Source organism: Microcystis sp. LE19-131.1A (assembly GCF_027532015.1).
GTDB classification, from domain to species: domain Bacteria; phylum Cyanobacteriota; class Cyanobacteriia; order Cyanobacteriales; family Microcystaceae; genus Microcystis; species Microcystis ichthyoblabe_A.
Map to the genome: position 1 here is coordinate 1 of NZ_JAPZSS010000105.1, position 23,655 is coordinate 23,655.

At 43.0% G+C, this 23,655-nt stretch carries 27 protein-coding genes and 1 pseudogene; 12 read left to right on the top strand and 16 right to left on the bottom strand.

Features of this window, described 5'->3' with window-relative positions; translation table 11 throughout:
* Window positions 1-493, top strand: a 493-nt coding sequence (locus tag O9323_RS08960; protein ID WP_288124983.1) for an RNA-guided endonuclease TnpB family protein, incomplete at its 5' end; no start/stop codon positions are given.
* A gap of 38 nt (window positions 494-531) precedes the next feature.
* Here the strand turns inward: O9323_RS08960 and trpA are convergent.
* Window positions 532-1,326, bottom strand: coding sequence for a tryptophan synthase subunit alpha (trpA, locus tag O9323_RS08965; protein ID WP_002732665.1), 795 nt, complete (start codon window positions 1,324-1,326; stop codon window positions 532-534).
* A 264-nt stretch (window positions 1,327-1,590) separates the two neighbouring features.
* On the opposite strand from trpA, the gene O9323_RS08970 reads away from it, so the two are divergent.
* Entirely contained in the window at window positions 1,591-2,508 is a 918-nt protein-coding gene (locus O9323_RS08970; RefSeq protein WP_002732786.1) for a glycosyltransferase family 2 protein, read from the top strand.
* 112 nt (window positions 2,509-2,620) lie between these two features.
* Here the strand turns inward: O9323_RS08970 and O9323_RS08975 are convergent, their stop codons facing one another.
* The 3 genes from O9323_RS08975 to O9323_RS08985 all read right to left on the bottom strand — a co-directional run bounded on the left by O9323_RS08975 (window position 2,621) and on the right by O9323_RS08985 (window position 4,548).
* On the bottom strand, window positions 2,621-2,953 hold the full coding sequence (locus O9323_RS08975; protein WP_288124984.1) for a BON domain-containing protein: 333 nt from the start codon (window positions 2,951-2,953) through the stop codon (window positions 2,621-2,623).
* 22 nt (window positions 2,954-2,975) lie between these two features.
* Window positions 2,976-3,905, bottom strand: a complete 930-nt coding sequence (locus O9323_RS08980) for a CoB--CoM heterodisulfide reductase iron-sulfur subunit B family protein (protein ID WP_002776286.1) — start codon at window positions 3,903-3,905, stop codon at window positions 2,976-2,978.
* A gap of 292 nt (window positions 3,906-4,197) precedes the next feature.
* Window positions 4,198-4,548: an STAS domain-containing protein gene (locus tag O9323_RS08985; protein ID WP_288124985.1), complete on the bottom strand. Its 351-nt coding sequence runs from the start codon at window positions 4,546-4,548 to the stop codon at window positions 4,198-4,200.
* Window positions 4,549-4,907: 359 nt separating this feature from the next.
* Here O9323_RS08985 and O9323_RS08990 point away from each other — a divergent pair, with 359 nt between their 5' ends.
* From O9323_RS08990 to O9323_RS09000, 3 genes are all read left to right on the top strand, one after another.
* Entirely contained in the window at window positions 4,908-5,102 is a 195-nt protein-coding gene (locus tag O9323_RS08990) for a hypothetical protein (RefSeq protein WP_002742363.1), read from the top strand.
* A gap of 251 nt (window positions 5,103-5,353) precedes the next feature.
* Complete coding sequence (locus tag O9323_RS08995) at window positions 5,354-5,698, top strand: hypothetical protein (RefSeq protein ID WP_002732938.1); 345 nt, start codon at window positions 5,354-5,356, stop codon at window positions 5,696-5,698.
* A 78-nt stretch (window positions 5,699-5,776) separates the two neighbouring features.
* Window positions 5,777-6,991: a DUF790 family protein gene (locus tag O9323_RS09000; RefSeq protein WP_002752412.1), complete on the top strand. Its 1,215-nt coding sequence runs from the start codon at window positions 5,777-5,779 to the stop codon at window positions 6,989-6,991.
* A 102-nt stretch (window positions 6,992-7,093) separates the two neighbouring features.
* Here O9323_RS09000 and O9323_RS09005 read toward each other — a convergent pair whose 3' ends face one another.
* From O9323_RS09005 to radA, 9 genes are all read right to left on the bottom strand, one after another.
* Window positions 7,094-7,555, bottom strand: coding sequence for an Hsp20/alpha crystallin family protein (locus tag O9323_RS09005; protein WP_002742368.1), 462 nt, complete (start codon window positions 7,553-7,555; stop codon window positions 7,094-7,096).
* A gap of 298 nt (window positions 7,556-7,853) precedes the next feature.
* The gene (locus O9323_RS09010) at window positions 7,854-9,227 is read right to left on the bottom strand and encodes a 1-acyl-sn-glycerol-3-phosphate acyltransferase (RefSeq protein ID WP_288124986.1); all 1,374 of its coding nucleotides are present in this window, start codon (window positions 9,225-9,227) and stop codon (window positions 7,854-7,856) included.
* A gap of 337 nt (window positions 9,228-9,564) precedes the next feature.
* The gene (locus tag O9323_RS09015) at window positions 9,565-10,395 is read right to left on the bottom strand and encodes a Uma2 family endonuclease (RefSeq protein WP_288124987.1); all 831 of its coding nucleotides are present in this window, start codon (window positions 10,393-10,395) and stop codon (window positions 9,565-9,567) included.
* 185 nt (window positions 10,396-10,580) lie between these two features.
* On the bottom strand, window positions 10,581-11,510 hold the full coding sequence (locus O9323_RS09020; protein ID WP_024969564.1) for a lysylphosphatidylglycerol synthase transmembrane domain-containing protein: 930 nt from the start codon (window positions 11,508-11,510) through the stop codon (window positions 10,581-10,583).
* Window positions 11,503-11,961 (bottom strand): DUF29 domain-containing protein, encoded by a 459-nt coding sequence (locus tag O9323_RS09025; protein ID WP_288124988.1) that lies wholly within the window; start codon window positions 11,959-11,961, stop codon window positions 11,503-11,505. The genes O9323_RS09020 and O9323_RS09025 overlap by 8 nt, the downstream gene beginning before the upstream one ends.
* Before the next feature lie 11 nt (window positions 11,962-11,972).
* Window positions 11,973-12,428 (bottom strand): DUF29 domain-containing protein, encoded by a 456-nt coding sequence (locus tag O9323_RS09030; protein WP_288124989.1) that lies wholly within the window; start codon window positions 12,426-12,428, stop codon window positions 11,973-11,975.
* Window positions 12,425-12,895, bottom strand: coding sequence for a DUF29 domain-containing protein (locus O9323_RS09035; RefSeq protein WP_002752399.1), 471 nt, complete (start codon window positions 12,893-12,895; stop codon window positions 12,425-12,427). Before O9323_RS09035 ends, O9323_RS09030 begins: the two co-directional genes overlap by 4 nt.
* 72 nt (window positions 12,896-12,967) lie before the next feature.
* Window positions 12,968-13,069, bottom strand: a complete 102-nt coding sequence (gene petL / locus O9323_RS09040; RefSeq protein ID WP_002791324.1) for a cytochrome b6-f complex subunit PetL — start codon at window positions 13,067-13,069, stop codon at window positions 12,968-12,970.
* Window positions 13,070-13,114: 45 nt separating this feature from the next.
* A complete protein-coding gene (gene radA, locus O9323_RS09045; protein WP_002742386.1) occupies window positions 13,115-14,641 on the bottom strand; it encodes a DNA repair protein RadA in 1,527 nt (508 codons plus the stop codon).
* A gap of 233 nt (window positions 14,642-14,874) precedes the next feature.
* Here radA and rpaB point away from each other — a divergent pair, with 233 nt between their 5' ends.
* Together rpaB and O9323_RS09055 are read left to right on the top strand one after the other, a co-directional pair.
* Window positions 14,875-15,603 (top strand): response regulator transcription factor RpaB, encoded by a 729-nt coding sequence (gene rpaB / locus O9323_RS09050; RefSeq protein WP_002734727.1) that lies wholly within the window; start codon window positions 14,875-14,877, stop codon window positions 15,601-15,603.
* A gap of 9 nt (window positions 15,604-15,612) precedes the next feature.
* Complete coding sequence (locus O9323_RS09055) at window positions 15,613-16,254, top strand: cofactor assembly of complex C subunit B (protein ID WP_002731649.1); 642 nt, start codon at window positions 15,613-15,615, stop codon at window positions 16,252-16,254.
* A gap of 60 nt (window positions 16,255-16,314) precedes the next feature.
* On the opposite strand, the pseudogene O9323_RS09060 reads toward O9323_RS09055, so the two are convergent.
* Window positions 16,315-16,437: pseudogene (locus tag O9323_RS09060) on the bottom strand (DUF4277 domain-containing protein); the annotation flags it as partial.
* A gap of 337 nt (window positions 16,438-16,774) precedes the next feature.
* Here O9323_RS09060 and O9323_RS09065 point away from each other — a divergent pair.
* The 3 genes from O9323_RS09065 (at window position 16,775) to hemB (ending at window position 19,203) form a co-directional block, all read left to right on the top strand.
* The gene (locus O9323_RS09065; protein ID WP_223210792.1) at window positions 16,775-17,002 is read left to right on the top strand and encodes a hypothetical protein; all 228 of its coding nucleotides are present in this window, start codon (window positions 16,775-16,777) and stop codon (window positions 17,000-17,002) included.
* Between the two features lie 447 nt (window positions 17,003-17,449).
* The gene (gene folE, locus O9323_RS09070) at window positions 17,450-18,106 is read left to right on the top strand and encodes a GTP cyclohydrolase I FolE (RefSeq protein ID WP_002752393.1); all 657 of its coding nucleotides are present in this window, start codon (window positions 17,450-17,452) and stop codon (window positions 18,104-18,106) included.
* A 116-nt stretch (window positions 18,107-18,222) separates the two neighbouring features.
* Complete coding sequence (gene hemB / locus O9323_RS09075; RefSeq protein WP_002752391.1) at window positions 18,223-19,203, top strand: porphobilinogen synthase; 981 nt, start codon at window positions 18,223-18,225, stop codon at window positions 19,201-19,203.
* Here hemB and O9323_RS09080 read toward each other — a convergent pair.
* Window positions 19,200-19,808 (bottom strand): chromophore lyase CpcT/CpeT, encoded by a 609-nt coding sequence (locus O9323_RS09080; RefSeq protein ID WP_002752389.1) that lies wholly within the window; start codon window positions 19,806-19,808, stop codon window positions 19,200-19,202. The genes hemB and O9323_RS09080 overlap by 4 nt on opposite strands.
* A gap of 225 nt (window positions 19,809-20,033) precedes the next feature.
* On the opposite strand from O9323_RS09080, the gene O9323_RS09085 reads away from it, so the two are divergent.
* Complete coding sequence (locus tag O9323_RS09085) at window positions 20,034-22,112, top strand: thioredoxin domain-containing protein (protein WP_288124990.1); 2,079 nt, start codon at window positions 20,034-20,036, stop codon at window positions 22,110-22,112.
* A gap of 154 nt (window positions 22,113-22,266) precedes the next feature.
* Complete coding sequence (hisH, locus tag O9323_RS09090; protein ID WP_002752387.1) at window positions 22,267-22,905, top strand: imidazole glycerol phosphate synthase subunit HisH; 639 nt, start codon at window positions 22,267-22,269, stop codon at window positions 22,903-22,905.
* Here hisH and O9323_RS09095 read toward each other — a convergent pair.
* Entirely contained in the window at window positions 22,894-23,646 is a 753-nt protein-coding gene (locus tag O9323_RS09095; protein WP_002731723.1) for an ABC transporter ATP-binding protein, read from the bottom strand. The genes hisH and O9323_RS09095 overlap by 12 nt on opposite strands.
* Window positions 23,647-23,655 lie beyond the last annotated feature (9 nt).

Below are 23,655 nucleotides of genomic sequence, written 5' to 3' on the forward strand. Positions count from 1 at the left end.
AAGAATCAAAGTAGCCAAGATTCACGCTCGAATCACCGATAGTAGAAAAGACCATCTACATAAGCTAACCACTCAATTAGTTCGTGAAAACCAAACGATTGTGGTTGAGAATTTAGCCGTCAAGAATATGGTCAAAAACCCGAAATTATCTCAGGCAATATCTGACGTTAGTTGGGGAGAAATCACTCGTCAATTAGCCTATAAATGCCTTTGGTATGGGAGAAATTACATCGAAATAGATAGATGGTTTCCTAGCTCTAAAAGGTGTAGTAATTGCGGGTATATTGCTGAGAAAATGCCGTTAAATGTTCGAGAGTGGGACTGTCCAGACTGTGGGACACACCATGACCGAGATATTAACGCCAGTAAAAATATTTTGGCCGCAGGGCTTGCGGTGTCAGTCTGTCGAGCGACCATAAGACCAGAACAGAGTAAATCTGTTAAGGCAGGTGCGAAAAATCCTTCGGGAAAGAAGCAGAAACCCAAATCGTGAGGTTTGGGAATCACCGTCCGTTTACGGCGGTGAGGATGTCAACGAATCGCCTGTTTTAAACTACGGCAAAGTTCTTCGAGGGATTTTAAACCATCGCCGGGGGAATTATCGGCCAAACGTTTAACCATGGCACTGCCGACAATTACCGCATCAGCACCCCAGTTTTTCACCTGTAGCGCCTGTGTCGCGTCAGAAATGCCAAATCCTACCCCGACGGGTTTATCGGTGACAGAACGGATAGAATCGAGCAATTCCTCCACTCTGGTGGCCACTTGCTTCCGCATTCCCGTCACTCCCGTGACACTAACCAGATAAATAAAACCTTGGGATTGCCGGGCGATCGCTTGTATTCGTTCCGGGGGACTGGTAGGCGCTACCAATAAAATCACTTCAATTCCCTTAGCGGCAGCCGGTTGCAGCAGACTTTCCGCTTCCTCTAGGGGTAAATCGGGAACCACCAAACCACTCACCCCGGCTGCTTTAATTTGGTCTAAAAAGACATCTATCCCGCGATGATAGATGGGATTATAGTAAGTAAACAGAATAATCGGAGCTTTCACCTCTCCCTGGGCATTTTTGACGATTTCTAGCACATCTTCCAACTTGACACCCCGATTTAAAGCGCGGGTGGCTGCCGCTTGAATAACCGGACCATCCGCAAGAGGATCGGAATAGGGAACCCCCAACTCGATCAGATCAGCCCCTGCCCGGTCTAAAATGCGTAAAGCTTGGGCAGTAGTAGATAAATCGGGATCACCGGCAGTAATAAAGGGAATTAAGGCACAATTCCCCTGGGAACGGAGAGAACGAAAACACTCGGAAACAGCAGTCATCGAAAATTACTGGAGAGATAAAGCACTGTCTATTATCTCATGGCGGGGAATAGCTCATCGCCGGTCGCTGTCAGCTCAGGTAAAGAATTTTTCAAGTAATACTTAAAGAATATTGACAAAATGGCGATCAAGGGTAAAATAGGCTCAGTCTAGTAGTTTTGAGAAAGTTTCTGGCATAACATGGGTTTTTGTTCCGCTTTTTCTGGTACAAAATAGGACTACTGCCCGATCGGTTTGCGTATAATCAAACACCATATTATATCCATGTTTTCCATTTACATTCTCACCTATAACGAAGAAATTGATATTGCCGCCTGTGTAGAATCGGCACTTCTATCCGATGATGTGATTGTGGTTGACTCCTACAGTAGCGATCAAACAGTAGAGATTGCTTCTCGTTATCCAGTGCGCGTGATTCAGCATCAATTTGAAAGTCATGGTAAACAAAGAACTTGGATGTTAGAAAATATCGAGACTAAATACGATTGGGTTTATATTCTCGAAGCAGATGAAAGGATGACACCCCAACTGTATGCAGAATGTCTGAGTGCCACGCAACAGACAGAATTTACTGGTTTTTATGTGGCCGAAAGAGTTATGTTTATGGGAACTTGGATTCGTCGCAGCACCCAGTATCCCCGTTATCAAATGCGTCTATTTAGAAAAGATCAAGTCTGGTTTAGCGATTATGGTCACACGGAAAGGGAAGAATGTCGAGGAAAAACCTCTTTTTTAGAAGAAACCTATCCCCACTATACCTGTAGTAAGGGTTTAAGTCGTTGGATTGAAAAACACAATCGTTATTCTACCGATGAAGCAGCAGAAACCCTACATCAGTTGGCTAACGGGGGTGTTAGTTGGAAAAATTTATTTTTTGGTGAAACCGAAGTAGATAGACGGAGAGCTTTAAAAGATTTATCCCTACGATTGCCTTTTCGTCCCTTGCTTCGTTGGTTTTATATGTATTTTATCCTAGCGGGAATTCTCGATGGTAAAGCTGGTTTTGCTTGGTGTACTCTGCAAGCTTTTTATGAGTATTTGATCCTCTTAAAAGTGGCGGAAATGAAACAGGGTTTACCCACTCCCCCCGAACTGAGAAATCGTTTTCATACCCCGCAAAATAGTAACAATAGTAATTCCCATAGGCCCGGTTTTGTCTCCCTAAAAGGAAAAGCCGATTAACATTTAACCATGATTAATCAGCCGGCAATGACCTAACAACAACCTAGGGACAAAAAAATGCCAATCCACCTACTCAGTGGTTAATTTTCACGAGGAATACAGCCGTTCGACTTCACCCAATAGTTACTTGACTGGTATCGACGCTGGTTGCCCCATGGACTTTACTGGCAATTGCTACCATTTTATTTAAAGTCGCCTGATGGGAAACTTTGCCTTTTAGTACAACTTTACTACCAGTTTGAGCGACCCACAATTTGTCTTCATCAGCTAAATCCGGTGTCTCGTCAAAAGCTAAAACTACTCGTTTAGCTAGGCCGCTTTCGTCGTATTTTCCGTCTAATCCGACTCTTTCGGGGGGAATACCCGCAGCAGCGGCTTTACCTGTGATCGCACTAGCGGCATCTGCCGGTTTATCTAAGCCAAAAATTCTTTTTAACCAATCCATTGCTAACACTCCTGATTGAGTTCTAAAACCCCAATTTCTTTAAGAGGGATTTAGTGGAAACGATGTGTCGATCTAATCCTAAACGATCAGGACTGACTCCCACCGCTAAAGCGACTAATTGGGAAAAATGTAGTACAGGTAAACCTAAACTTCGACCGATCACTTTTGCCACTTCCGGTTGTCGGGAATCAAGATTAAGATGGCATAAAGGACAAGGGGTGACTAAACAATCGGCCCCCGCTGCCATGGCCTCTAAAATGTGTTTTCCTGCCATTTGGAACGATTGGGTGGTGGCATAACTGGACAGGGGCCAACCACAGCATTGAGTGCGTCCTTGATAATAAATCGGATTTGCTCCCACCGCTCGAAAGACATTTTCTAGGGATTCCGGCTGAAAAGGATTATCGTAGGGGAGAGTATCCTGGGCCCGCAGGAGATAACAACCATAAAAACCGGCACAATTTAAGCCTGATAAGGGACGAATCACCTTGGCCGCCAGATTATCTAAGCCATAATCGCCGACAATTGCCCAGAGTAGGTGTTTAACCGTCGTCGTACCTTGGTAGGGGGAACAATGTTCTTTCTGTAAATAATTATTAACTTCCTCAACATAATTGGGATTATTATGCTTTGCTTCCTTCAAGCGCTCATCCACATGACCGATCACCCCTTGACAGGTGCTACAGTGAGTCAACAGGGGTAAATTGAGGGCTTCTGCTAGGGCAATATTGCGCGCATTGACGGCATCTTCCAAGAGTTGCGAATCTTCCTTATAGGTTCCCGAACCACAACAGGCAGCTTTTTTGAGTTCGACTAAATTAATCCCCAAAGCTTCCGTCAGGGCTGCCGTGGATAGATATAGTTCCCGACAGGCACCTTGGGCGACACAACCGGGAAAATAAGCATACTGGAGATTGTTGACTGTCATGGATTCTAGGAAATTACTACTCATTACCTATCTACCATCTTGCCCCCCTTCCCCCCTGTCATCACTAAAGTCATGGAATTTCTTAACAGACAGTCTTTTGTGAGCTGCTCCGAACAAGTGTAGAGTAGTTTGTCCCTAGAGATAATATCCAAACAGGAGGAGAGCCATCTCAGCAGTATAATGGCTCTCCTTGAGAAAAATTGTTGTCATGAGGAGTGGGTTATATAAATGGGAATCTATCCGGTCAAGAGGTGATTTATCGGTAGAATTGAGAGTGCAGCCAAGAAATTACGGCGAGAAACCCTATTTTGTCGGCTTACGCCGCTTGGGGGAGGGTGATAACAGCATCAAAGTCAGCACGGCTAGGGAAAATCGAGAGAACCCTGTCCAGTTGGGTTAATTCAAAGATAATCTTGACTGAAGGTGGAATAGAACAGATATTGAGGGATTTTTCTTGACTTTGAGCCAGACGAAAGACGGTAACTAAAGCCATTAATCCAGCGCTGTCGAGGAATTCCACCCTACTCATATCCACGAGAAAAGTGATAGAGCGACTCCGGTTAAGCAGATTGGTGAGCTGCTCTTGAAATTCTAGGACGTTAGCGGCGGTAATATAGCCACTTGGCTCAAATAGAGCAATTTCTGGGACTTTTACGGGACTTTTCATGGCTGGGCTTTGAAATTCATAAATGAACCTTTTAACTAGAAATCAGATACCGCTATTATGTCCTAACTTTCTGATTTTGCAACCCCGGTCTTGATAAATTTCCTCTCTCTTGAAAAGATTAATCTTTTCTTAATCTTGACCCCTGTAGGGAGGAAGTGGTTTTAGGTTAACCTCATAATCTGGGCAGTAAAGAGAAACAGTCATCAAGGCTTATTAGGGTGAACACTAGGGGAAAGTCGTTAGGTTTAAGCTCTAATCCCGAATAACTGATGATAACCCACTATTATACCGGTATTTTTGTTAAAATAAAGTAAAGCAGGATACAGAAACTAGATTTATTGAGCTAGAGTAAGGAAATTGTGGATACCCAGCCGACTATCCGCCAATTAGTGGAACAAGCCCTATATTATCGTCAAATCACGCCAGAAATCGAGAACGGAATCAGTGAACTCCTCGGTCGTCTTGGCTACGTTTCTGATGTGGATTACGAGGCCCTCGAGTTACTCATGGATGAAATGGACGAAGGCCGGATTAATCTCGTTCCGCGTCGGTAACTTCAGTTATCAGTTATCAGTTATCAGTTATCAGTGGTGAGTTATCAGTTCACTGATGGCCTTTCGGTTCCTGCTTATGCAATGGACGGGGTTATAAGGGATGATTTAGCGATCACCCGATCGAACCGGACCTAGTAACGAAGAACCTGACTGATTACTGTTGGCTGAACCATCCCCCAAAACCCAATTTCCCCAAATTTCCCCAAATTAATATAATTAACTTCAGGCTTTCTCTTAACCTAATTTCTTCGATGATTCCTTTAACTCTTAATCTCTTGCAAGGTTCCGTTACTTTTCGTTTCAGTCCCAGTGCTGCTCTGGATTTGCAAAGGGAAATTAACATTTTACTCGATCGCCTGAAAGCGATCGCCAGTAATGCTGCTAGTGGGGGTAAACCCCAACCCCAAAAACCGCTGGAATATCAGCACACTGGTGATGTGTTTCTGGAAGTGTTTTGTAATCCCAATATTTATCCGAATCCTTTTTCGGCTAAAGTTTTGCTAACGGTCCGTGATGATCGCCTGCGCTTAACCACAGAAGCAGAATTAACCCGTGTGATCGAGGATTTAGAGCGTTATATCGACCAAAATAGTTAGAATCGGGGGATTTTTGGGGTTTCGACCTTTCCTTGTCGTCCCACCTCTCCCCATCTGACTATTCTTCTCTAGCTTGCCATGTTACCGACCGATTTATTGATTTCCCGTCAAAATGGCGAGACAATTATTCCCAAACGCTTACCGATCGCTGCCGATTATCTGGCGATCGCTAAAGAACAAATCACCTGTTTTCAGGAAAGTATCGGTCAAACTAAGGGAGAATTAAGCCAAAAACTCCTAATCTTGGAGGGAGACAGTCCCGATTATAAAATTAAACGGGGATTTGCTCACCTATTAACCAATCATTTTGCCAACTTTGAGATTATTAGTCCCTTAGAACCACAGGAATTAAGAAAAAGAGTTTTTGAACAAGCGGCCAACTTTGTTCCTATTCCCCAAAATCGATCGCTAATTCTGGAGAAAATTGCCCAGCAACTCAGCCAAGAATTAAATCAAGAAATTTTTCCAGTAGCTCTAGAAAAAGGACTCTATGCTGATTTAGCGGAGAATAAAATTCTCACTCAATTTGATGCTCCCACTCCCGAAAACTTAATTCATCGTTTTAACCTCTCGCAAATTCAAGGTATTTTTTATCGGGCCAGTTATTTAATCATCAACGTCCACCGCAATGATCCGGGGGAATATAAATATCTCTTTCGCTATCTAAAACTATTTCGTTTAATGACTTATATCGAAGGGGATGCCGACACGGGATTTACTATTACTATCGATGGTCCCACCAGTTTATTTAAAGCTAATAGTCGTTATGGCATTGAAATCGCTAAATTAATTCCTGCCTTACTCCATGTTACTCACTGGAATTTGAAGGCACAATTACAGTATAAAGATTCCTATACAGGAACTATTAAAAAACAACAGTTCAATTTAGAGGATAACTGTGGTCTGGTGTCCCACTATTCCCCGGGTAAACCCTACGATAGTATGTTAGAGGAATCTTTCGCTAAACGTTGGTTACAGTTAAAAACTGAATGGCAGTTAGAAAGGGAAGTAGATTTAGTGCCTTTACCCGGAGGAGTGATGATTCCCGATTTCCGTTTAGTGCATCCCGATGGTCGCGTTTTCCTCCTCGAAATTGTTGGTTATTGGCGACCAGAATACCTACAAAAGAAATTTTTACAGGTTAAATCGGCCCAAGCAAATAATCTAATTTTAGCCGTATCGGAACGGTTAAATCTAGAAAAAGCCGGAGTTAAATTTCAAAATCTACCCGCTCAGGTTATCTGGTTTAAAGATAAATTATCACCCCAAGCAGTGTTAGAAGTTTTAAGTTAAAGGGTTAAGAAGCTAAAAGCGGAAGTATGATTTAATACTCCCGCTTCGGTTTAATCAGACTAAGTTAACTCTTTCGCTTAAGACCGGACAATGAGTGCTACATCATTGAGCAATGGCAGGACTGATGGACACTTTCACCACTTTATTTTTTTCTTCTTCCGCTTTCGGGAGGGTGAGATTGAGAATACCATCTTTGTATTCAGCAGCCACGTTAGTGTTATCAACCTGAACCGGTAGAGGAATAACCCGATGGAATTTACCATAACGGAATTCAGTGCGGGTAAATCCTTCTTCTTCGGTTTTAATTTCCGATTTTCTTTCACCATTAATGGTCAGACTATCGGCTGTTACTTCCACGTTGAGGTCTTTGGCTTCCATACCGGGTATTTCCAGTTTAAGCTGAACTGCCTCTGGCGTTTCGGTCATTTCCGCCGCCGGGATAAAGGATAACCCCATTTTTTCGCCATTGCCTACATCAGTCGGCACAAGACGGTCAAACAAGCGATTCATTTCTTTCTGTAGGCTTTCTACTTCTCTGAAAGGTTCCCAACGTATAAGTGCCATATAAGTCACCTCCGAAGTTTTCTTAACGCTAGAGATGTTGGTTTATCTCTACACTTTTAGGATAGATAAAAGATTGTCTGACCGGGGTAGGGTTTTCGGTATTGAGTTTTTCCAGATTCCCGTACTATCTCCTATACTAGGGTCTGCTGAAAAAGTTTTTCCTGGTGTGGGGTGTGGGGTGCGGGGGTGTGGGGTGTTTTCTCAGTGAACTGATAACTGATAACTGATGACTGATAACTGATAACTGATAACTGATAACTGACTCCAACAACAAACTTTTTCAGTAAACCCTAATTATCTACTGATGAATAATTAAACTTTCTAAACTGGTTTGTAAATCTTGGGTTAATTGTGCTACGGCCGAGCGTCGATCGCTTTTATAATCGGCATAGCGCTCGGATACAGAAATAGGCTTACCGATAGTTATTATCGCTTTTTGTTGACCAATTTGGGGACGAAAAAAGGGATTACCTCCCTTAATTCTTGTTACTAAATCCCAGAGTAATAAAATTGTTTCAGCAAATCTTTCTACGGTGGGTTTTTCTTTGACATAATAACCAGTTACTGAGACGAAACTTTCGACAATTCTCATGTGCCACATTTTTAAATTAGCTTCATCGGCCAGGCGATCAGCTAATCCTAATTCAAGGGGAGAAATAGAATGAGTGGGTTTTAATTCTTCCCGATAAATGCGTTCCCATCCTGCTTGTTCTAAACGACGACAGCGATCAATTACATTACCATTAGGAGAAAGATTAAAATACTTTTCTACGGTTTGTAAGGCCACATCTAATAAATTGGCTAAACGTTTGGCTAGGGTTTCATTTGGATCATCACCATTGGCAGGCACTACAGGCAAAGATTGATAGTAGAAATCTCGATAAAAATCCTCCATTAAGGATAATAATCTTTCTCCTAAACGAAAAAGACGCTCGTATAAAACCTTTTCTTCTAGGGATAAATTTGGGATTGTTTCTAAACCGCTATCGGTTTCTAAATTAGTTAAAATTCGCTCGATTTCTTGCCACACTGGAGTCAGATAAAAATACTGAATACCAATAGGTAAAATAATTACTTCTTGCTGTTGTTTAGCTTTTCTGACATCATCCACCCCCCAAAAAGCCAATTGAGAAATACCCGGTTCAATCGCACTCACAAGCTCATTATGTCCGTTAGTTGCCCCTTCCGGAGCCGCGGCTAAAGGATAATCTCCTTCTAATAATAAACGACGAGCCGAACGCAATCCGATTAAATCAGCTTTTCCCCGTTGAATTGGTGTGCCACCTAACTTAGAATATAACCATCCTACCCTTTCTCCCGCCCATAAAGGAATCCCTCGATCGTACATAAAATGAGCGTGAATTGGAGTGTTTAATTTTATTCCTAACTCTTGGGCTTTTTTGGGTACTAATTTCCACAAAAGATAGGCCATACAGTAGGGATCGTTAATACTGGGATGACGAAAGGCAAGCAGTAAACGGACTTTTTTCTCTTGACTTTTTTGATAAAATGTGATTAAAGTTTCTAGATTAGCGGCCGAAATTTCCCTTAAGTTGGTTTGAGTTTGTAACCAGAGAGGTAAAAAGATTTGACATCCCTTTAAAAGCAAGGGATTAAGGTCAGGGGGTATAAATTCTAGAGAAGGTTGTGCGCCCAAAGATAGATTAGACATATAAGTAGTTGTGCCAAATAAATTTCCTAGTTGAGACGGTTATCAGTTATCAGTTATCAGTTATCAGTTATCAGTTATCAGTTATCAGTTATCAGTTCACAGTTCACAGTTTACTGTTTACTGTTCACTGTTTACTGTTTAAGAAAGAATCCAAGAAAACTCTGATCAATAATTACTCACTGGTCAAAAGCTAATCAAAGCAGCAAACAGGTGTCGAGCTAGATTTCAAATAGACTGGGATTACAGGCTCCCTCAACCGTGAAAGGAGAAATTAACCGACTTTGAGCGAGGAGGAACAGGAGCAGTTTACCTCCTCACCTAAACAAATACAGCTATACTATAGCTCTATCCCCATTTCCTGCAAACGAGCTGCCAGCCGTTGAGAACGCTGTCTTTCCGCTTCCAGAGCTTGCTGAGTAGCATTTAATTGCTCCTGTGCTGCAGCCGCTTGCTCCTGTGCTGCAGCCGCCTGCTCCTGTGCTGCAGCCGCTTGCTCCTGGGCTGCTTCTTCTGGCAAGGGGATTAAATTGCCTTCCGGGTCATAAAATCTTGCCCAGATTGCTGTTTCTCGGTCAATAGTGCCTTCCCAAGTTCCCAACCAATAGCCCAAAGTTTCGCACCATAACCAGCCGCGCTCGTTTGGTTCTAAGGAATGGTAGCGTTGGTCTGACCCTAAATGCCATCCTTGTAAAGAATTGCCATCGAAAGGATCGTAGATGAAATAATCGGGTGTGCGGAAGGTTCCCTCATAAATTGCCTTTTTTCGCACTTTATCAGTCTTAGCGGTACTAGGAGAGGTTAATTCCACGATAACGTCGGGATAACGTCCCTCTTCTTCCCAAATTACCCAACCCTGTCGCTCTCTCGTACCATCGACATTGAGGACGGCGAAGAAATCTGGCCCGCGAAAATCGCGATTTTTGGCTTGTTCACGGCTGAAATAAATAAACATATTGCCACCGGTGTAGAAGTCGTCTCGTTCGCCGTAACCCTGCTGTAGGGAGCGAATCAAGACATTCATGGCAATGCGGTGTCGGTTGCTTTCCAAAGGTTCACCATCATCAAAAATTAAGTCTGTGGGGGGTGGGGGGGGTTCCCAGAAGTCCTCGAAATCTTCTTCTATCAGTGCCGGAGAGGTGGCAGTTTCGTCGCTTTTGGCAATCGTCATTTTTTCGGCCTCTCTAGGTGGGAGTATCCATGTTTTTGCTGATTATTGATCCTATGTTACATCAGAATTTAGGAGTGAGGAGATAGATGTTAGGAGTTGAGAAAATTATCTTCGCTTAACAATGATCAAAACTTTTCTTCCAGGTGCATTATACTGGGCTAACACACCCGAATAATATCCTTAAGCTAACCAAAAAACTTGGCTTTATCTTTAACTAATTTTGTCCCGATTCCGGCGGCAATGACTTCGGAGAGAATGCTAATTAAACGATAGATAGCAACGGTGACAAGTACGTTAGCGGCGGGAAATTTTTCTGTGTCAAAAAGTGCAATCGCTGTAGCTTCAAACACTCCTAATCCCCCCGGCGCTCCGGGGACAACTAAACCCAATAACCAAGCAAAACTAAAGGTTCCTAAGAGGGGTAAAATCTGAGCGGGGGTAATCATTTTTAACACCATCCAAGCTAAAATAAAACCCGCACCGCGCCACAATAAAAATCCAGTTTCACCCAAGAGAGGGACGAGAGGATATTTAGTTAGATAAACAGGTTCTTGAGCAATCTTTTTCTTTTGGCTAAGGATTTTGAGAGGATAATTTAAAAATTTGGGATGAATGCTGATTAAAATTAATCCTAAAACTAATATCTGTATCCCTAGACTTGAGCTAGATTTCATCCAACCTAAACCACTACCAATAACTGCTATGGCTAAGGCTGCACACACCAGCAATAAAAGTTCTAATAAAACGCTTAAACTGGCGATTCCCCAATCACTTCCTGCTTTATTAATTGCCACGATGCGAGCATAAAAGTGACCGATATTACCAGGTAGATATTTTCCTAAATTGGTAATCATATAGATGCCAATTCCTGTGGAGGTTTTAATCGGTTGTTGATAGCTTTTGAGTATCCATGTCCACACCCATCCTGCCCAAATTTGAGCGATAACAGTGGTTACAAGTGCCAAGAAAAGAAATAACCAGCCATGATTTTCAATTCTAACTGAGGTGACGTTATCCCAGTTATTTTTAAGGTTACTGAGAACAAAAAATAAGGTTCCCCCAATAATCAGCCAACGTAGAAACTTTTTCAGCATTTCATTTTTTCCTTTATTCATTTTCTGGGGGGAACCAATCGAGATCAAGAAGATTTTCTAAACTGTAGGGACATTTCCCAGGAAAACTAACTTGATTATCGGTTTTTTCTCTAACATAATTTAAAGCTTTCTGGTAAATACGAGGTAATTCTTGAGTGAGATAATTGCGGAGATTAGTAGTTAAATAAGTGTCGATCTGGTTTTTGAAATTGACGATTTCTGAACGCCAATGAGAACGATTATATTCTCTTTCCCTTATCCAAAATTGTAGCAGTAAAAAATGTCTAATAATTTGCTCTAATAAACTAGCAACACGAAACTTTTTTTCGTTTCCCAAATCTTCTAACTCCTCGATTAAATTGTCTAAATCTAAAGCGTCAAAATTTTTAGCCTTGAGCAGTTCTATTGTTTCTTCTAACCAGAGAGAATCATCAATTTCGTAGAGAGTTTTTAAGTCGGGAATAACAGTCATTATCATCTCCTTTATTCGTATGATGGTAGCCAATTGGGATCGAGAAGTTCTTCTAAACTGTAGGGACAAGTATCGGGAAAAATAACTTGATTTTTTGTCTTTTTTCTGACAAAGAAAACTGCATCTTCATAAATGTTAGTTAATTCATTTTGTAAATAATTACGGAGATTGGTGGTTAAGTATCTTTTTAGCTGAATTTGAAAGTTGACTATTTCTAACTCCCAGTGATCCTGATTATATGCTCTTTTCTCTGTCCAAAATTGCAGTAACAAAGCATGACGAATAATTTGCTCTAATAAACTGGCAACACGAAACTTTTTTTCGTTTCCCAAGTCTTCTAACTCCTCGATTAAATTCTCTAAATCTAAAGCCTCAAAATTTTTAGCCTTGAGCAGTTCTATAGTTTCTTCTAACCAAAGAGAATCATCAATCTCGTAGAGAGTTTTTAAGTCGGGAATAACAGTCATTTTTTATCTCCTTGATTGTCAGATGGTAGCCAATTAAGATCGAGAAGTTCTTCTAAACTGTAGGGACAAGTATCAGGAAAGTTGACTTTATTATCGGTTTTTTGACGAACGTATCGCACGGACTCAAAGTAAATTTGCTCAAATTCCTGTTCTAGATATTTACGAAGATTTGTGGTTAAATAGCGCTTTAGTTGATCTTTAAAACTCACGATCTCTGCTTGCCAATGAGCCTGATTATATTCTCTTTCACTTGTCCAAAATTGTAATAATAAACAATGTCTAATAATTTGCTGTAAAAAACTAGCAACACGAAACTTTTTCTCGTTTCCCAAGTCTTCTAACTCCTCGATCAAGTTTTCTAAGTCTAGCGCTTCAAAATTTTTAGCCTTGAGCAGTTCGATAGTTTCTTCTAACCAGAGAGAATCATCAATTTCGTAGAGAGTTTTTAAGTCTAGAATAACAGTCATTTTTTATCTCCCCTAGAATGGGCAATAGTGACCAGTTAAACCGATCACTAAAGCTTTTTTACTGTTTATATACTAGATAATTTTAGCGGCGCGCAGACCGAAAAAGAGACCGAGGGCAATTCCGGTAAAAACGATCAGATAACCCGCTAAAGCGGCAACAGCTAACACAGACATGGTGAAAATCTCCCAAGTAATTTAATCTTTTTTAGCATTGTACCGTTATTCTTGCCCTTCCCCTTCCTCCTCTTCTATATCTTCCCCAAAGCGCTGCTGGGGGGGGATTGCGGCGACAATTGCCTCGATTACCTTGCCGACTGGAACAATTTCTAAGCCCACATCTTCGGGATAAACTTGACCTCTGGGGACAATCGCCCGTTTAAAGCCCAATTTCGCCGCTTCTTTTAATCTTAGTTCCATTTGCGACACTAATCGCACTTGTCCACCTAATCCCACTTCCCCGATTAAGACTGTGCGCGGATCCACGACTCGATCGCGAAAACTAGCGACAACAGCGATCGCAACTCCCAGATCCGCCGCCGGTTCTTCCACTCCCAACCCTCCTGCGGAGGCAACATAGGCATCTAATTTCGATAAAGGAATACCGACGCGCTTTTCTAAAACGGCGAGAATTTGCTGTAATCGGTTGTATTCTATGCCGGTAGTCGATCTTCGGGGGGAAGCATAGCTGGTGGGGCTAACTAATGCCTGTAACTCCACCACAATCGGGCGCGTACCTTCACAGGCTACCACCGTCGCCGTACCAGGGGAAAATTCGTCGCGATTGCCTAAAAACAATTCTGAGGGGTTTTCCACTTCCACCAAACCGTGATCCACCATCTCGAAAATACCGATCTCATGGGTTGCCCCAAAACGGTTTTTCACAGATCTTAAGAGACGATGGGAGGCATAGCGATCGCCTTCAAAATATAACACCGTATCGACCAAATGTTCCAAAACTCGCGGACCAGCGATCGCTCCTTCTTTAGTCACATGACCGACAATTAATAAAGTAATATTCTCCCGTTTTGCCACCTGCATCAAGGCGGAGGTACATTCGCGAACTTGGGCGACAGATCCCGGTGCGGAAGTTAACGCCCCAAAATAAAGAGTTTGAATACTGTCAATTACCGCCACCTGTGGGCGTAGAGATTCTAATTCCCGCAAAATTTCCTCTAAATCTGTTTCTGGCAGAACGTAGAGATGATTATCGAGTTCTGCGGTTGATTCAGAGGCTTTTTTCTCCTTGCCATTGCCGTTATTTTCCGACTCCACGGGAACCACTCCCACCCCCAAACGGGCAGCCCGCAGTTTAATCTGTTGTCCCGATTCTTCAGCGGAAACGTAGAGGATGCGCGGTAATCTTTGGGCGAGTTGGTTGGTAACTTGCAGTAAAAGCGTCGATTTGCCGATACCCGGATCGCCGCCGATTAGTACAAGAGAACCGGGGACAATGCCACCGCCGAGAACGCGATCGAATTCCCCGTAACCGGAGGGAAAACGTTCCTGTTCATACTGGGTAATTTCCGAGAAGCGCACCGAGATGCGCGGTTGCGGGTTGCGTTGCCCTTTGCCGTTATTTGGGCGACTATTTTGCCATCCTGGGCGATTTCCCGCCGGATTATTGCCACCAGCCATCACTTGTTCTTCTAGCGTCCCGTAGGTGTCACAACTGGGGCATTTTCCCAACCATTGGGGAGATTCCGCCCCACAAGCGCTACAGATATATATTGTTCGCGATTTCGCCATGTTTTTTAAGAAAAGTTGAAGAAAAGCAGTTTGAGGATCAATTCTCTTGTCAAATTTAGTTAAGTATGATAAAGGGGAAGGAAGACCCTAAAGTTATTGATAATTGCCATAAAAGAAATAAAATAGGAAATTTAGGCTTAATGATAACGGCAAAGGGATATTCTATAAACAGGAACGCTCGTTATTTAACTTTAAAATTCATCACACTATTTAACTAAGGAGTGTTAATTCAGTTGGAGAACCAGAAGGAAAAAATTCTCGTTGTTGATGATGAAGCCAGCATCCGTCGTATCTTAGAGACTCGTTTGTCGATGATTGGTTATGAAGTCGTCACCGCCGCCGACGGAGAGGAAGCTTTAGAAACCTTCCGCACCGCCGAACCCGATTTAGTGGTTTTGGATGTGATGATGCCGAAATTAGACGGTTACGGTGTCTGTCAGGAACTCCGCAAAGAATCGGATATTCCTATCATTATGTTAACCGCTTTGGGCGATGTGGCCGATCGAATTACTGGGCTAGAATTGGGCGCGGATGACTATGTGGTTAAACCTTTTTCTCCCAAAGAACTCGAGGCGCGGATTCGTTCGGTGTTGCGTCGGGTAGAGAAAAATGGCGCTCCAGGGATTCCCAGTTCCGGTGTGATTCATATCGGTTCCATTAAAATCGATACCAATAAACGCCAAGTTTATAAGGGGGATGAACGCATCCGTCTGACCGGTATGGAATTTAGTTTACTAGAATTATTGGTCAGTCGCTCGGGAGAAGCTTTTTCCCGCTCGGAAATCCTTCAGGAAGTTTGGGGTTATACCCCCGAACGTCATGTGGATACGCGGGTAGTGGATGTGCATATTTCCCGTTTACGAGCCAAATTAGAAGATGATCCCAGCAATCCTGAGTTAATTCTCACCGCTAGAGGTACAGGCTATCTTTTCCAGCGGATTTTAGAACTAGACGAGGAATAGTTCTCAGCTATGGCACCAGCTGATCCCAATCGTATTTTAAGACTGTTACCCCTGTTCGCCGGCATCGTCGGGGGTACGGTATTAATGTTTAATCGTTTTGCCACTGCCGATTTAACCCCATCGCAAGCGCGTTCCGATGTGATGGGAGTGATTTTGAGTGGGGTTTTAATTTTGGTGGGTTTAATCTGGCAAAGAGTTCAACCCCGCTTACCGGATGCGGTGGAATTAATCGGGCGCGAAGGTCTGGAATTTGCCCCAGATTTGCCAGAATCAGTTAAAATTGAGCTTGCTTGGGCTTCCCATTTACTTTTAACCAACACCGTGACAAAATCTCTGATCGTTTATTATCAGGGAAAAGTTTTATTACGTCGCGGTATCTTAAGCCAGAATTCTGAAGTTAAAGTTAGTAATATTATCAAAAGAGTTTTAGAAACCGGTAAAGCCGTCTATTTAGTTAATTTAAATTTATATCCCGCCAAAATCGAATTTGACTATTTGCCAGAAAACACCCAAGGCTTAATCTGTCAACCCATCGGTAAGGAAGGGGTGTTAATTTTGGCGGCAAATGCGCCGCGCAGTTATACTAAACAAGATGAAATTTGGATCGAGGGAATTGCTGATAAATTAGCCAACACTTTCAGTCAGTTTTAGACGATTTCAGTAAGATTTAAGAATTTGGTTAAGATGAGAGTAGGCAATTAGCCCTCAAAATGTTATTTTCTCTCGCTGATCTATTCCTAATTTTAAGTTAATTATCTCTTCGATTCCTATTTCATCAATTATTCCCGCTACTATTCCTAAGTGATCTAGATTTTTTACTTCTATCTTTGAAATTTTTCTTGACTTGAATATTTTTTGAGAACCTTTTTAGTTTCTCACTTTTTGGCTCTCTTGGGTTTGGTGGGTAAAATGTATTCTAAGATACATTCCTGCTGGCGAGGGAGTGGAAGGAACCACTCCAGACACAGAGGACGCAAAGATTGATCGCTTCTATATTAAGTTAAACTGATCAAACAAAGAATAAGAGAGCCACTTTTTCTTCCCTAAGATTATAAGTATAAATACTTAACTGGTTTTTCATTTTATATGCTACCAGTTATACTACAAGTTGAAGTGCAGAATGTGGGTTGTATTGTAAAGTTTCAAGACCTATAATCAGATGGCCTCTCTGATGAAAAAGACAGAACAGTATCAAGCTTTACCCGCTAAAGTTTCCCAACAAGTTTTAAGAGGATTAGACTGGAACTGGCCATCATTTTTTGCCGATTCATCATTTGACTATACTTTTACTAACTATCTTTCAACACGAATAGGATTATCTGGAAGGAATACTCTTTCTCGATCGCCTTGCTTCTCCGGCGAATTGATACTCGGAGGAAGAATAGCAAAAAATCAGTAATATTGCTGAATATAAGCGATAAAATCGCAAAATATGCTTATCTCTTCAAAATAGTTTAAACAGCTTAACAGGACTATATTTATCTGACGACAAAGTTTTTGTTCGTAAATCTAAATTTTTTGTTAAAATGATAACGATTATCATTCTAGGAAAGCTAAAATACCAAACAAATGAACTACTTGACAAAATAAACTAATTGTGCAGTGGAACTCTGCCCTCAATTAACGAGGGAGATACTCAAGACTTTTTCGGTGACTAGGAAAATCAATTTTTCCAGATTTCCGCACCGGAGATAAACCCAAAGACGAGGGAATAACCCGATAGCTTTCATTAGTTATCGTCTAGATGCCCAGAAAAATAAATACTCTAGCAAAGGGTATTTATTAACATTGGTAAAATCAGAAAACTCGGCCGATCAATTAACTATTGGAGTCCATAAAAATATCTATGACCTTAGCTAAGTCCAAAGCAATTTTTGACAATGATGACTACAATCACTTTCCCGAAGTGATTACCGAACCTAAATCGCCGGTATCAGAAGCCGAGATGATGCAAGCGGTACGAACACTGCTGTTAGGATTAGGAGAAGATCCCGATCGCGAAGGTTTACGAGACACTCCTAAACGAGTAGTAAAAGCCCTAAAATTTCTCACTTCTGGTTATCAGCAATCCCTGGATGAATTGCTGAATGGGGCAGTTTTTCACGAGGATGCTAACGAGATGGTTTTAATCCGAGACATCGATATTTTTAGCTCCTGTGAACACCATATTTTACCAATTATCGGCCGCGCTCATGTTGCCTATATTCCTAACGGGAAAGTGATCGGTTTATCGAAAATTGCCCGCATCTGTGAAATGTACGCCAGACGACTGCAAGTACAGGAACGTTTAACCGCACAAATTGCCGATGCTTTGCAAGGATTACTACAACCTCAAGGGGTAGCTGTGGTGATTGAAGCGACTCATATGTGTATGGTAATGCGCGGGGTTGAAAAACCCGGTTCTTGGACTTCTACGAGTGCCGTGCGCGGTATTTTTGCCGATTCTGCTAAGACTCGTCAAGAGTTTATGAGTTTGATTCGTCATAGTCCCGATTTTCACTAATTAGTCAGGGGGATTGGGATTATTTGATCGTCCTATCCCCAGTTTTTTCCTAAGCAAAAAACCAGAGCAAAACCAGCTATTTACTGTTTACTTTTTATTTTTGACTTGCTGTTATCATGCTGATTCGTCCCCGTCGTCTTCGTTATAATCCAGCGATTCGCAGTCTTGTTCGTGAAACTGAATTAACCGTTAATGACTTGATTTATCCCCTCTTTATCATGGAGGGAGAAAATCAAAAGGTGGCTATTCCTTCTATGCCCGATTGTTATCGTTATTCCCTCGATTTATTGCTCAAAGAAGTGGTTAATGCTTATAATTTAGGCATTAATGCCATCGCTCTTTTCCCTCTGATTGCCGAAGATAAAAAAGATAATTTCGGTAGAGAAAGTTATAATCCCGATGGTTTAGTGCCAAGGGCAGTGAAAGCGATCAAAAAAGAAGTCCCTGAAATAATTATTATCACCGATGTGGCCCTCGATCCTTTTTCGATTTATGGTCATGATGGTATTGTGGAGGACGGTAAAATTCTCAACGATGAAACCCTAGAAGTTTTAGTGAAAATGTCGCTCTCACAAGCGGCAGCCGGGGCTAATTTCGTCGCTCCTTCCGATATGATGGATGGTAGGGTTGGGGCGATCCGTCGAGCTTTAGATGCGGCTGGCTATTTGGATGTGGGAATTCTCGCTTATACGGCTAAATATGCCTCTGCTTATTATGGTCCCTTCCGAGATGCCTTAGAATCAGCCCCAAAATTTGGTGATAAGAAAACCTATCAAATGGATGGGGCTAATAGTCGGGAAGCGTTACGGGAAGCCAGTTTAGACATAACAGAAGGGGCAGATATTATTATGGTTAAGCCCGCTCTGGCCTACCTCGATATTATCCGTCGTCTGCGCGATAGTAGTCATCTTCCCGTCGCCGCTTACAACGTCAGTGGTGAATACGCAATGATTAAAGCGGCGGCAAAACAGGGCTGGATTGACGAAAAAAGCCTGATTTTGGAAACTTTAATCAGTATGAAACGAGCGGGGGCCGATTTGATTTTGACCTATTTTGCTCTCGATGTGGCATTAATGAAACAGGAAAGCCGATTTTAGGGTTTTTGCCAGCGAAATTGATAGACATTATCCTGCGCTCCCCATACCTGCTGCCCAAGGCTATCATAACCTCGATCGCTGGTATCCATGCCCTGGGAATTTAGAATAATTGTATTAGTTATTTTTACCGCACCTCTGGCATTAGTGGGACAACCCTGGGGGGGAGTTTCTCCCCGATACCCCCCCGCTATCGGTTTTAAAAACACAGTACACACCGACTCAGCCAAATCTGATACATTTAATTTTCTTTCTGTCAAGTCTTTGTTACAAAAATTAATAAAGTTAGGGGCATTATTTAACTTATAAGCTTTCGATTCCACAGTGGAATTATCAGCGCTAGGTTGAATGACTAAAATTCTTTGACGATAGGGTTGATTTAAGCGATCGATAATTGCCTGTTCCTGATAAAGATAAATATTATCCTGTTTGGGGGAAAAATCCACGGCACAGGTGGTCATTTGCACCTTAGCAATGCTGGGGTTAGTCTGCGCTTGTTCCCTGGTATCCATAACCCCAATTAAATGATTAGCCACCCCCTGCACTTGCGGATTAAGGGGCAAAGATTGAGTGAGAAAAAATCCTAGGGCGATCGAAGTTTTCAGCATGAGAGGAAGCTTGAGGCTCTTCTAGGTTCTGTGTGATAAGTTTAACTCACATAGGATCGATCTTTGTGTCCTTTGTGTCTTTGTGGTTCGTTCCACCCCCTCGCTAGGAGGAATGTATCTTAGAATACATTTTACCCACCAAACCTGGGAGAGCCAGCTTGATTCCGGTTAGTCTCTAATTAGCTTAAACTAATAAGCAGCAAGAGCAAAAATTCCCCTTTTCCCATGGCTAATCATCTGGCTGCATCCGAAAGTCTTTACCTGCGAAAACACGCCGAAAACCCGATCGATTGGTGGTATTGGTGTGACAGCGCCCTAGAAATTGCCAGGAGAGAAGATAAACCGATCTTTCTCTCGATCGGTTATTCTAGCTGTCATTGGTGTACGGTTATGGAAGGAGAAGCGTTTTCCGATCGGGCCATTGCCGATTATCTCAATCAGTATTTTTTACCGATCAAAGTTGATCGCGAGGAAAGACCGGACATCGATAGTATCTATATGCAAGCATTGCAGATGATGGTCGGTCAAGGGGGTTGGCCTTTGAATGTCTTCCTAACACCGGATAGTTTAATTCCCTTCTATGGTGGCACCTATTTTCCCGTGCAACCGCGCTTTAACCGGCCCGGTTTTCTGCAAGTGTTGCAATCGGTACGTCGCTATTATGACGAAGAAAAGGAGAAATTAAGCAAATTTACGGCCGAAATGCTGGGCGCACTGCGTCAATCGGCTATTTTACCCCGAGCAGAGACCAATTTAGCCGCTCCTTCCCTTTTAGCCACAGGAATCGAGAGAAATACGGCAGTGATTCAGGTTAATCCCAATAACTACGGTCGGCCCAGCTTTCCGATGATTCCATATTCTCATCTGGCTTTGCAGGGCAGTCGCTTTGGGGACGATTTTGAGGACTCCCTCCAGCAAGCTGCCTATCAACGGGGGGAAGATCTGGCCCTGGGGGGAATCTCTGACCATGTGGGGGGAGGATTCCATCGTTATACGGTGGATTCGACGTGGACAGTTCCCCATTTTGAAAAAATGCTCTACGATAACGGGCAAATTGTCGAATATTTAGCCAATTTGTGGAGTGCGGGTGATCGAGAGGCGGCCTTTGAGAGAGGGATTAAAGGCACGGTTAACTGGCTAAAACGGGAAATGACCGCCCCAGAAGGTTATTTTTATGCGGCCCAAGATGCCGATAGTTTTGAGAAGGCCACGGATGGGGAGCCGGAGGAAGGGGCCTTTTATGTCTGGTCGGATCGGTCGTTAAGGGATTATCTCTCGACTGAGGAACTGGGGCTGCTGCAGGCTAATTTTACCGTTACTGCCGAGGGGAATTTTGAGGGTCGTAATGTGCTGCAACGTCGGCAAGGGGGAGAATTAGGGAAGGAGATAGAAAATATCCTCGATAAGTTATTTATTCGGCGTTATGGCAGTTCTCAGGCTCAATTAGCTCTTTTTCCCCCGGCCAGAGACAATCAAGAGGCGAAAACCGTCTCTTGGCCGGGACGAATTCCGGCGGTAACGGATACGAAAATGATCGTCGCTTGGAATAGTTTGATGATTTCCGGTTTAGCCCGGGCCTTTGCCGTTTTTGGTGAACCTTTGTACTGGCAAATGGCTACGGTCGCGGCCGAGTTTATTCTCAAGCATCAATGGTTAGATGGACGTTTTCAGCGCTTGAATTATCAGGGTCAGGCCTCGGTTTTAGCCCAATCGGAGGATTTTGCCTATTTTATTAAGGCTTTGCTGGACTTGCAAACGGCTAATCCCCAAGAAACTGGCTGGTTAGAGGCGGCTATCGATCTACAGGGGGAATTCGACCGCTGGTTTTGGGCCGGGGATGAGGGGGGATATTTTAATACTGCTTCCGATCATAGTCTCGATCTGATCGTGCGGGAACGAGGTTATACGGATAATGCCACCCCTTCAGCCAACGGAATTGCGATCGCTAATTTAGTTCGTCTGTCGCGATTGACGGAAAATCTAGAATATCTCGATCGGGCCGAAAAGGCCTTGCAATCTTTTAGTACCATCCTAGAACAGTCCCCCACCGCTTGCCCCAGTTTATTTGTTGCCCTCGATCACTATCGTCACGGTTTCTGTCTGCGTGCCCCGGAAAGCTCGATCGAGCCTCTGTTAGGTCGCTATTTGCCCACGGCGGTGTATCGAGTCGATGACAGTTTGCCCCCTAGCACATTTGGGTTAATTTGTCAAGGGTTATGCTGCCTTGAACCGGCGGAAAATTTAGAACAGTTAGACCGACAAATTGCCGGGGTGATGGCGGGTCCGTCAACACTGCTCGGTTAGGGATTTTTTCTCTCTGCATCTGGTTATTAAAAACTGATTATCTATTGCCCCTGTTGCCTTTTGCCTGTCCTTATAAGTAGCCTATACTCAACGGATTTAGTATTAGTAGTGTGATTGCTCTAAAATAAGGTCATCGCCTGATCAGTATATAGCAATGACCTTAATAGCTGTCATCGATTATGACATGGGAAATCTGCACTCTGCCTGTAAAGGACTGGAAACCGTGGGTGCAGTGCCGAAAATTACCGATTCTCCCCTCGATCTCGAAAAAGCTGACGCTATTGTCTTACCCGGAGTCGGTTCTTTTGATCCTGCTGTCCGGCAAATTCGCAGCCGTCATCTCGAAAAACCGATCAAAGCAGCGATCGCTAACGGTAAACCCTTTCTCGGTATCTGTCTCGGTTTACAAATTCTCTTTGACTCATCAGAGGAAGGACAAGAGGCGGGTTTAGGGGTTATTCCGGGGACAGTGCGCCGTTTTCGCTCGGAACCGGGCATTACCATTCCCCACATGGGTTGGAATCAATTAGACTTCACCCAGCCGGATCATGCTCTTTGGCAGGGATTACCCCCGCACCCTCACGTCTATTTTGTCCATTCCTATTATGTCGATCCCCTTGATAGTCATCTAACTGCCGCCACCGTCACCCACGGCAGTCAAACGGTGACGGCAGCGATCGCTCGTGAGCGTTTGGTGGCGGTGCAGTTTCACCCGGAAAAATCCTCCACTAATGGCTTAAAAATTCTGGCTAACTTTGTTGAACAGGTGCAAAAATTAGCTTTAGTCTCCTAAATAAGCCTTTAAAACCCGCTCGTTTTTTTGGATTTCGCTGGGAATGCCATCGGCTAAATTTGTCCCTTCTGCTAATACCCAAACGTGGTGACAAAGGGACATAATCACATCCATATTATGCTCGATAATTAAAAAGGTAATTCCCTGACGATTCCATTCGATAATATGGTCGCTGATTTGACCGATTAAAGTGGGATTAACTCCAGCGGCCGGTTCATCTAATAAAATTAATTTTGGCTCGGTCATTAGCGCTCGGCCAATCTCTAATAATTTACGCTGTCCTCCCGATAAAGCCCCCGCATAATCGTGCGCTTTTTCCCCTAGACCGATCGAATCTAATATGTCCAAAGCTTTGGCACGATTTTCCTGTTCCTGTTGGCGAATTTTTGCCCCCTGAAACCAGACTTTGAGAAAATTTTCTCCCGTTTGTCCCGGACTAGCTAAGAGCATATTTTCTAACACCGTTAATCGGGATAATACCCTGGCGACTTGAAAAGTTCTCACACATCCTTTCAGGGCAATTTGATAGGGAGGCAGCTGATGAATCGGCTGACCATCAAGAAAAACTTCTCCTTTATCCGGGCGAATAAAATTAGATAAAAGGTTAAAAAGTGTGGTTTTGCCGGCTCCATTGGGACCGATTAACCCGGTGATGCTGCCCTGCGGCACGTCCAAATAAGCATTATTGACGGCACGAATGCCTCCAAAACTTTTCGATAATCCTTTGGCAGAAAGTAACATAATTGATCA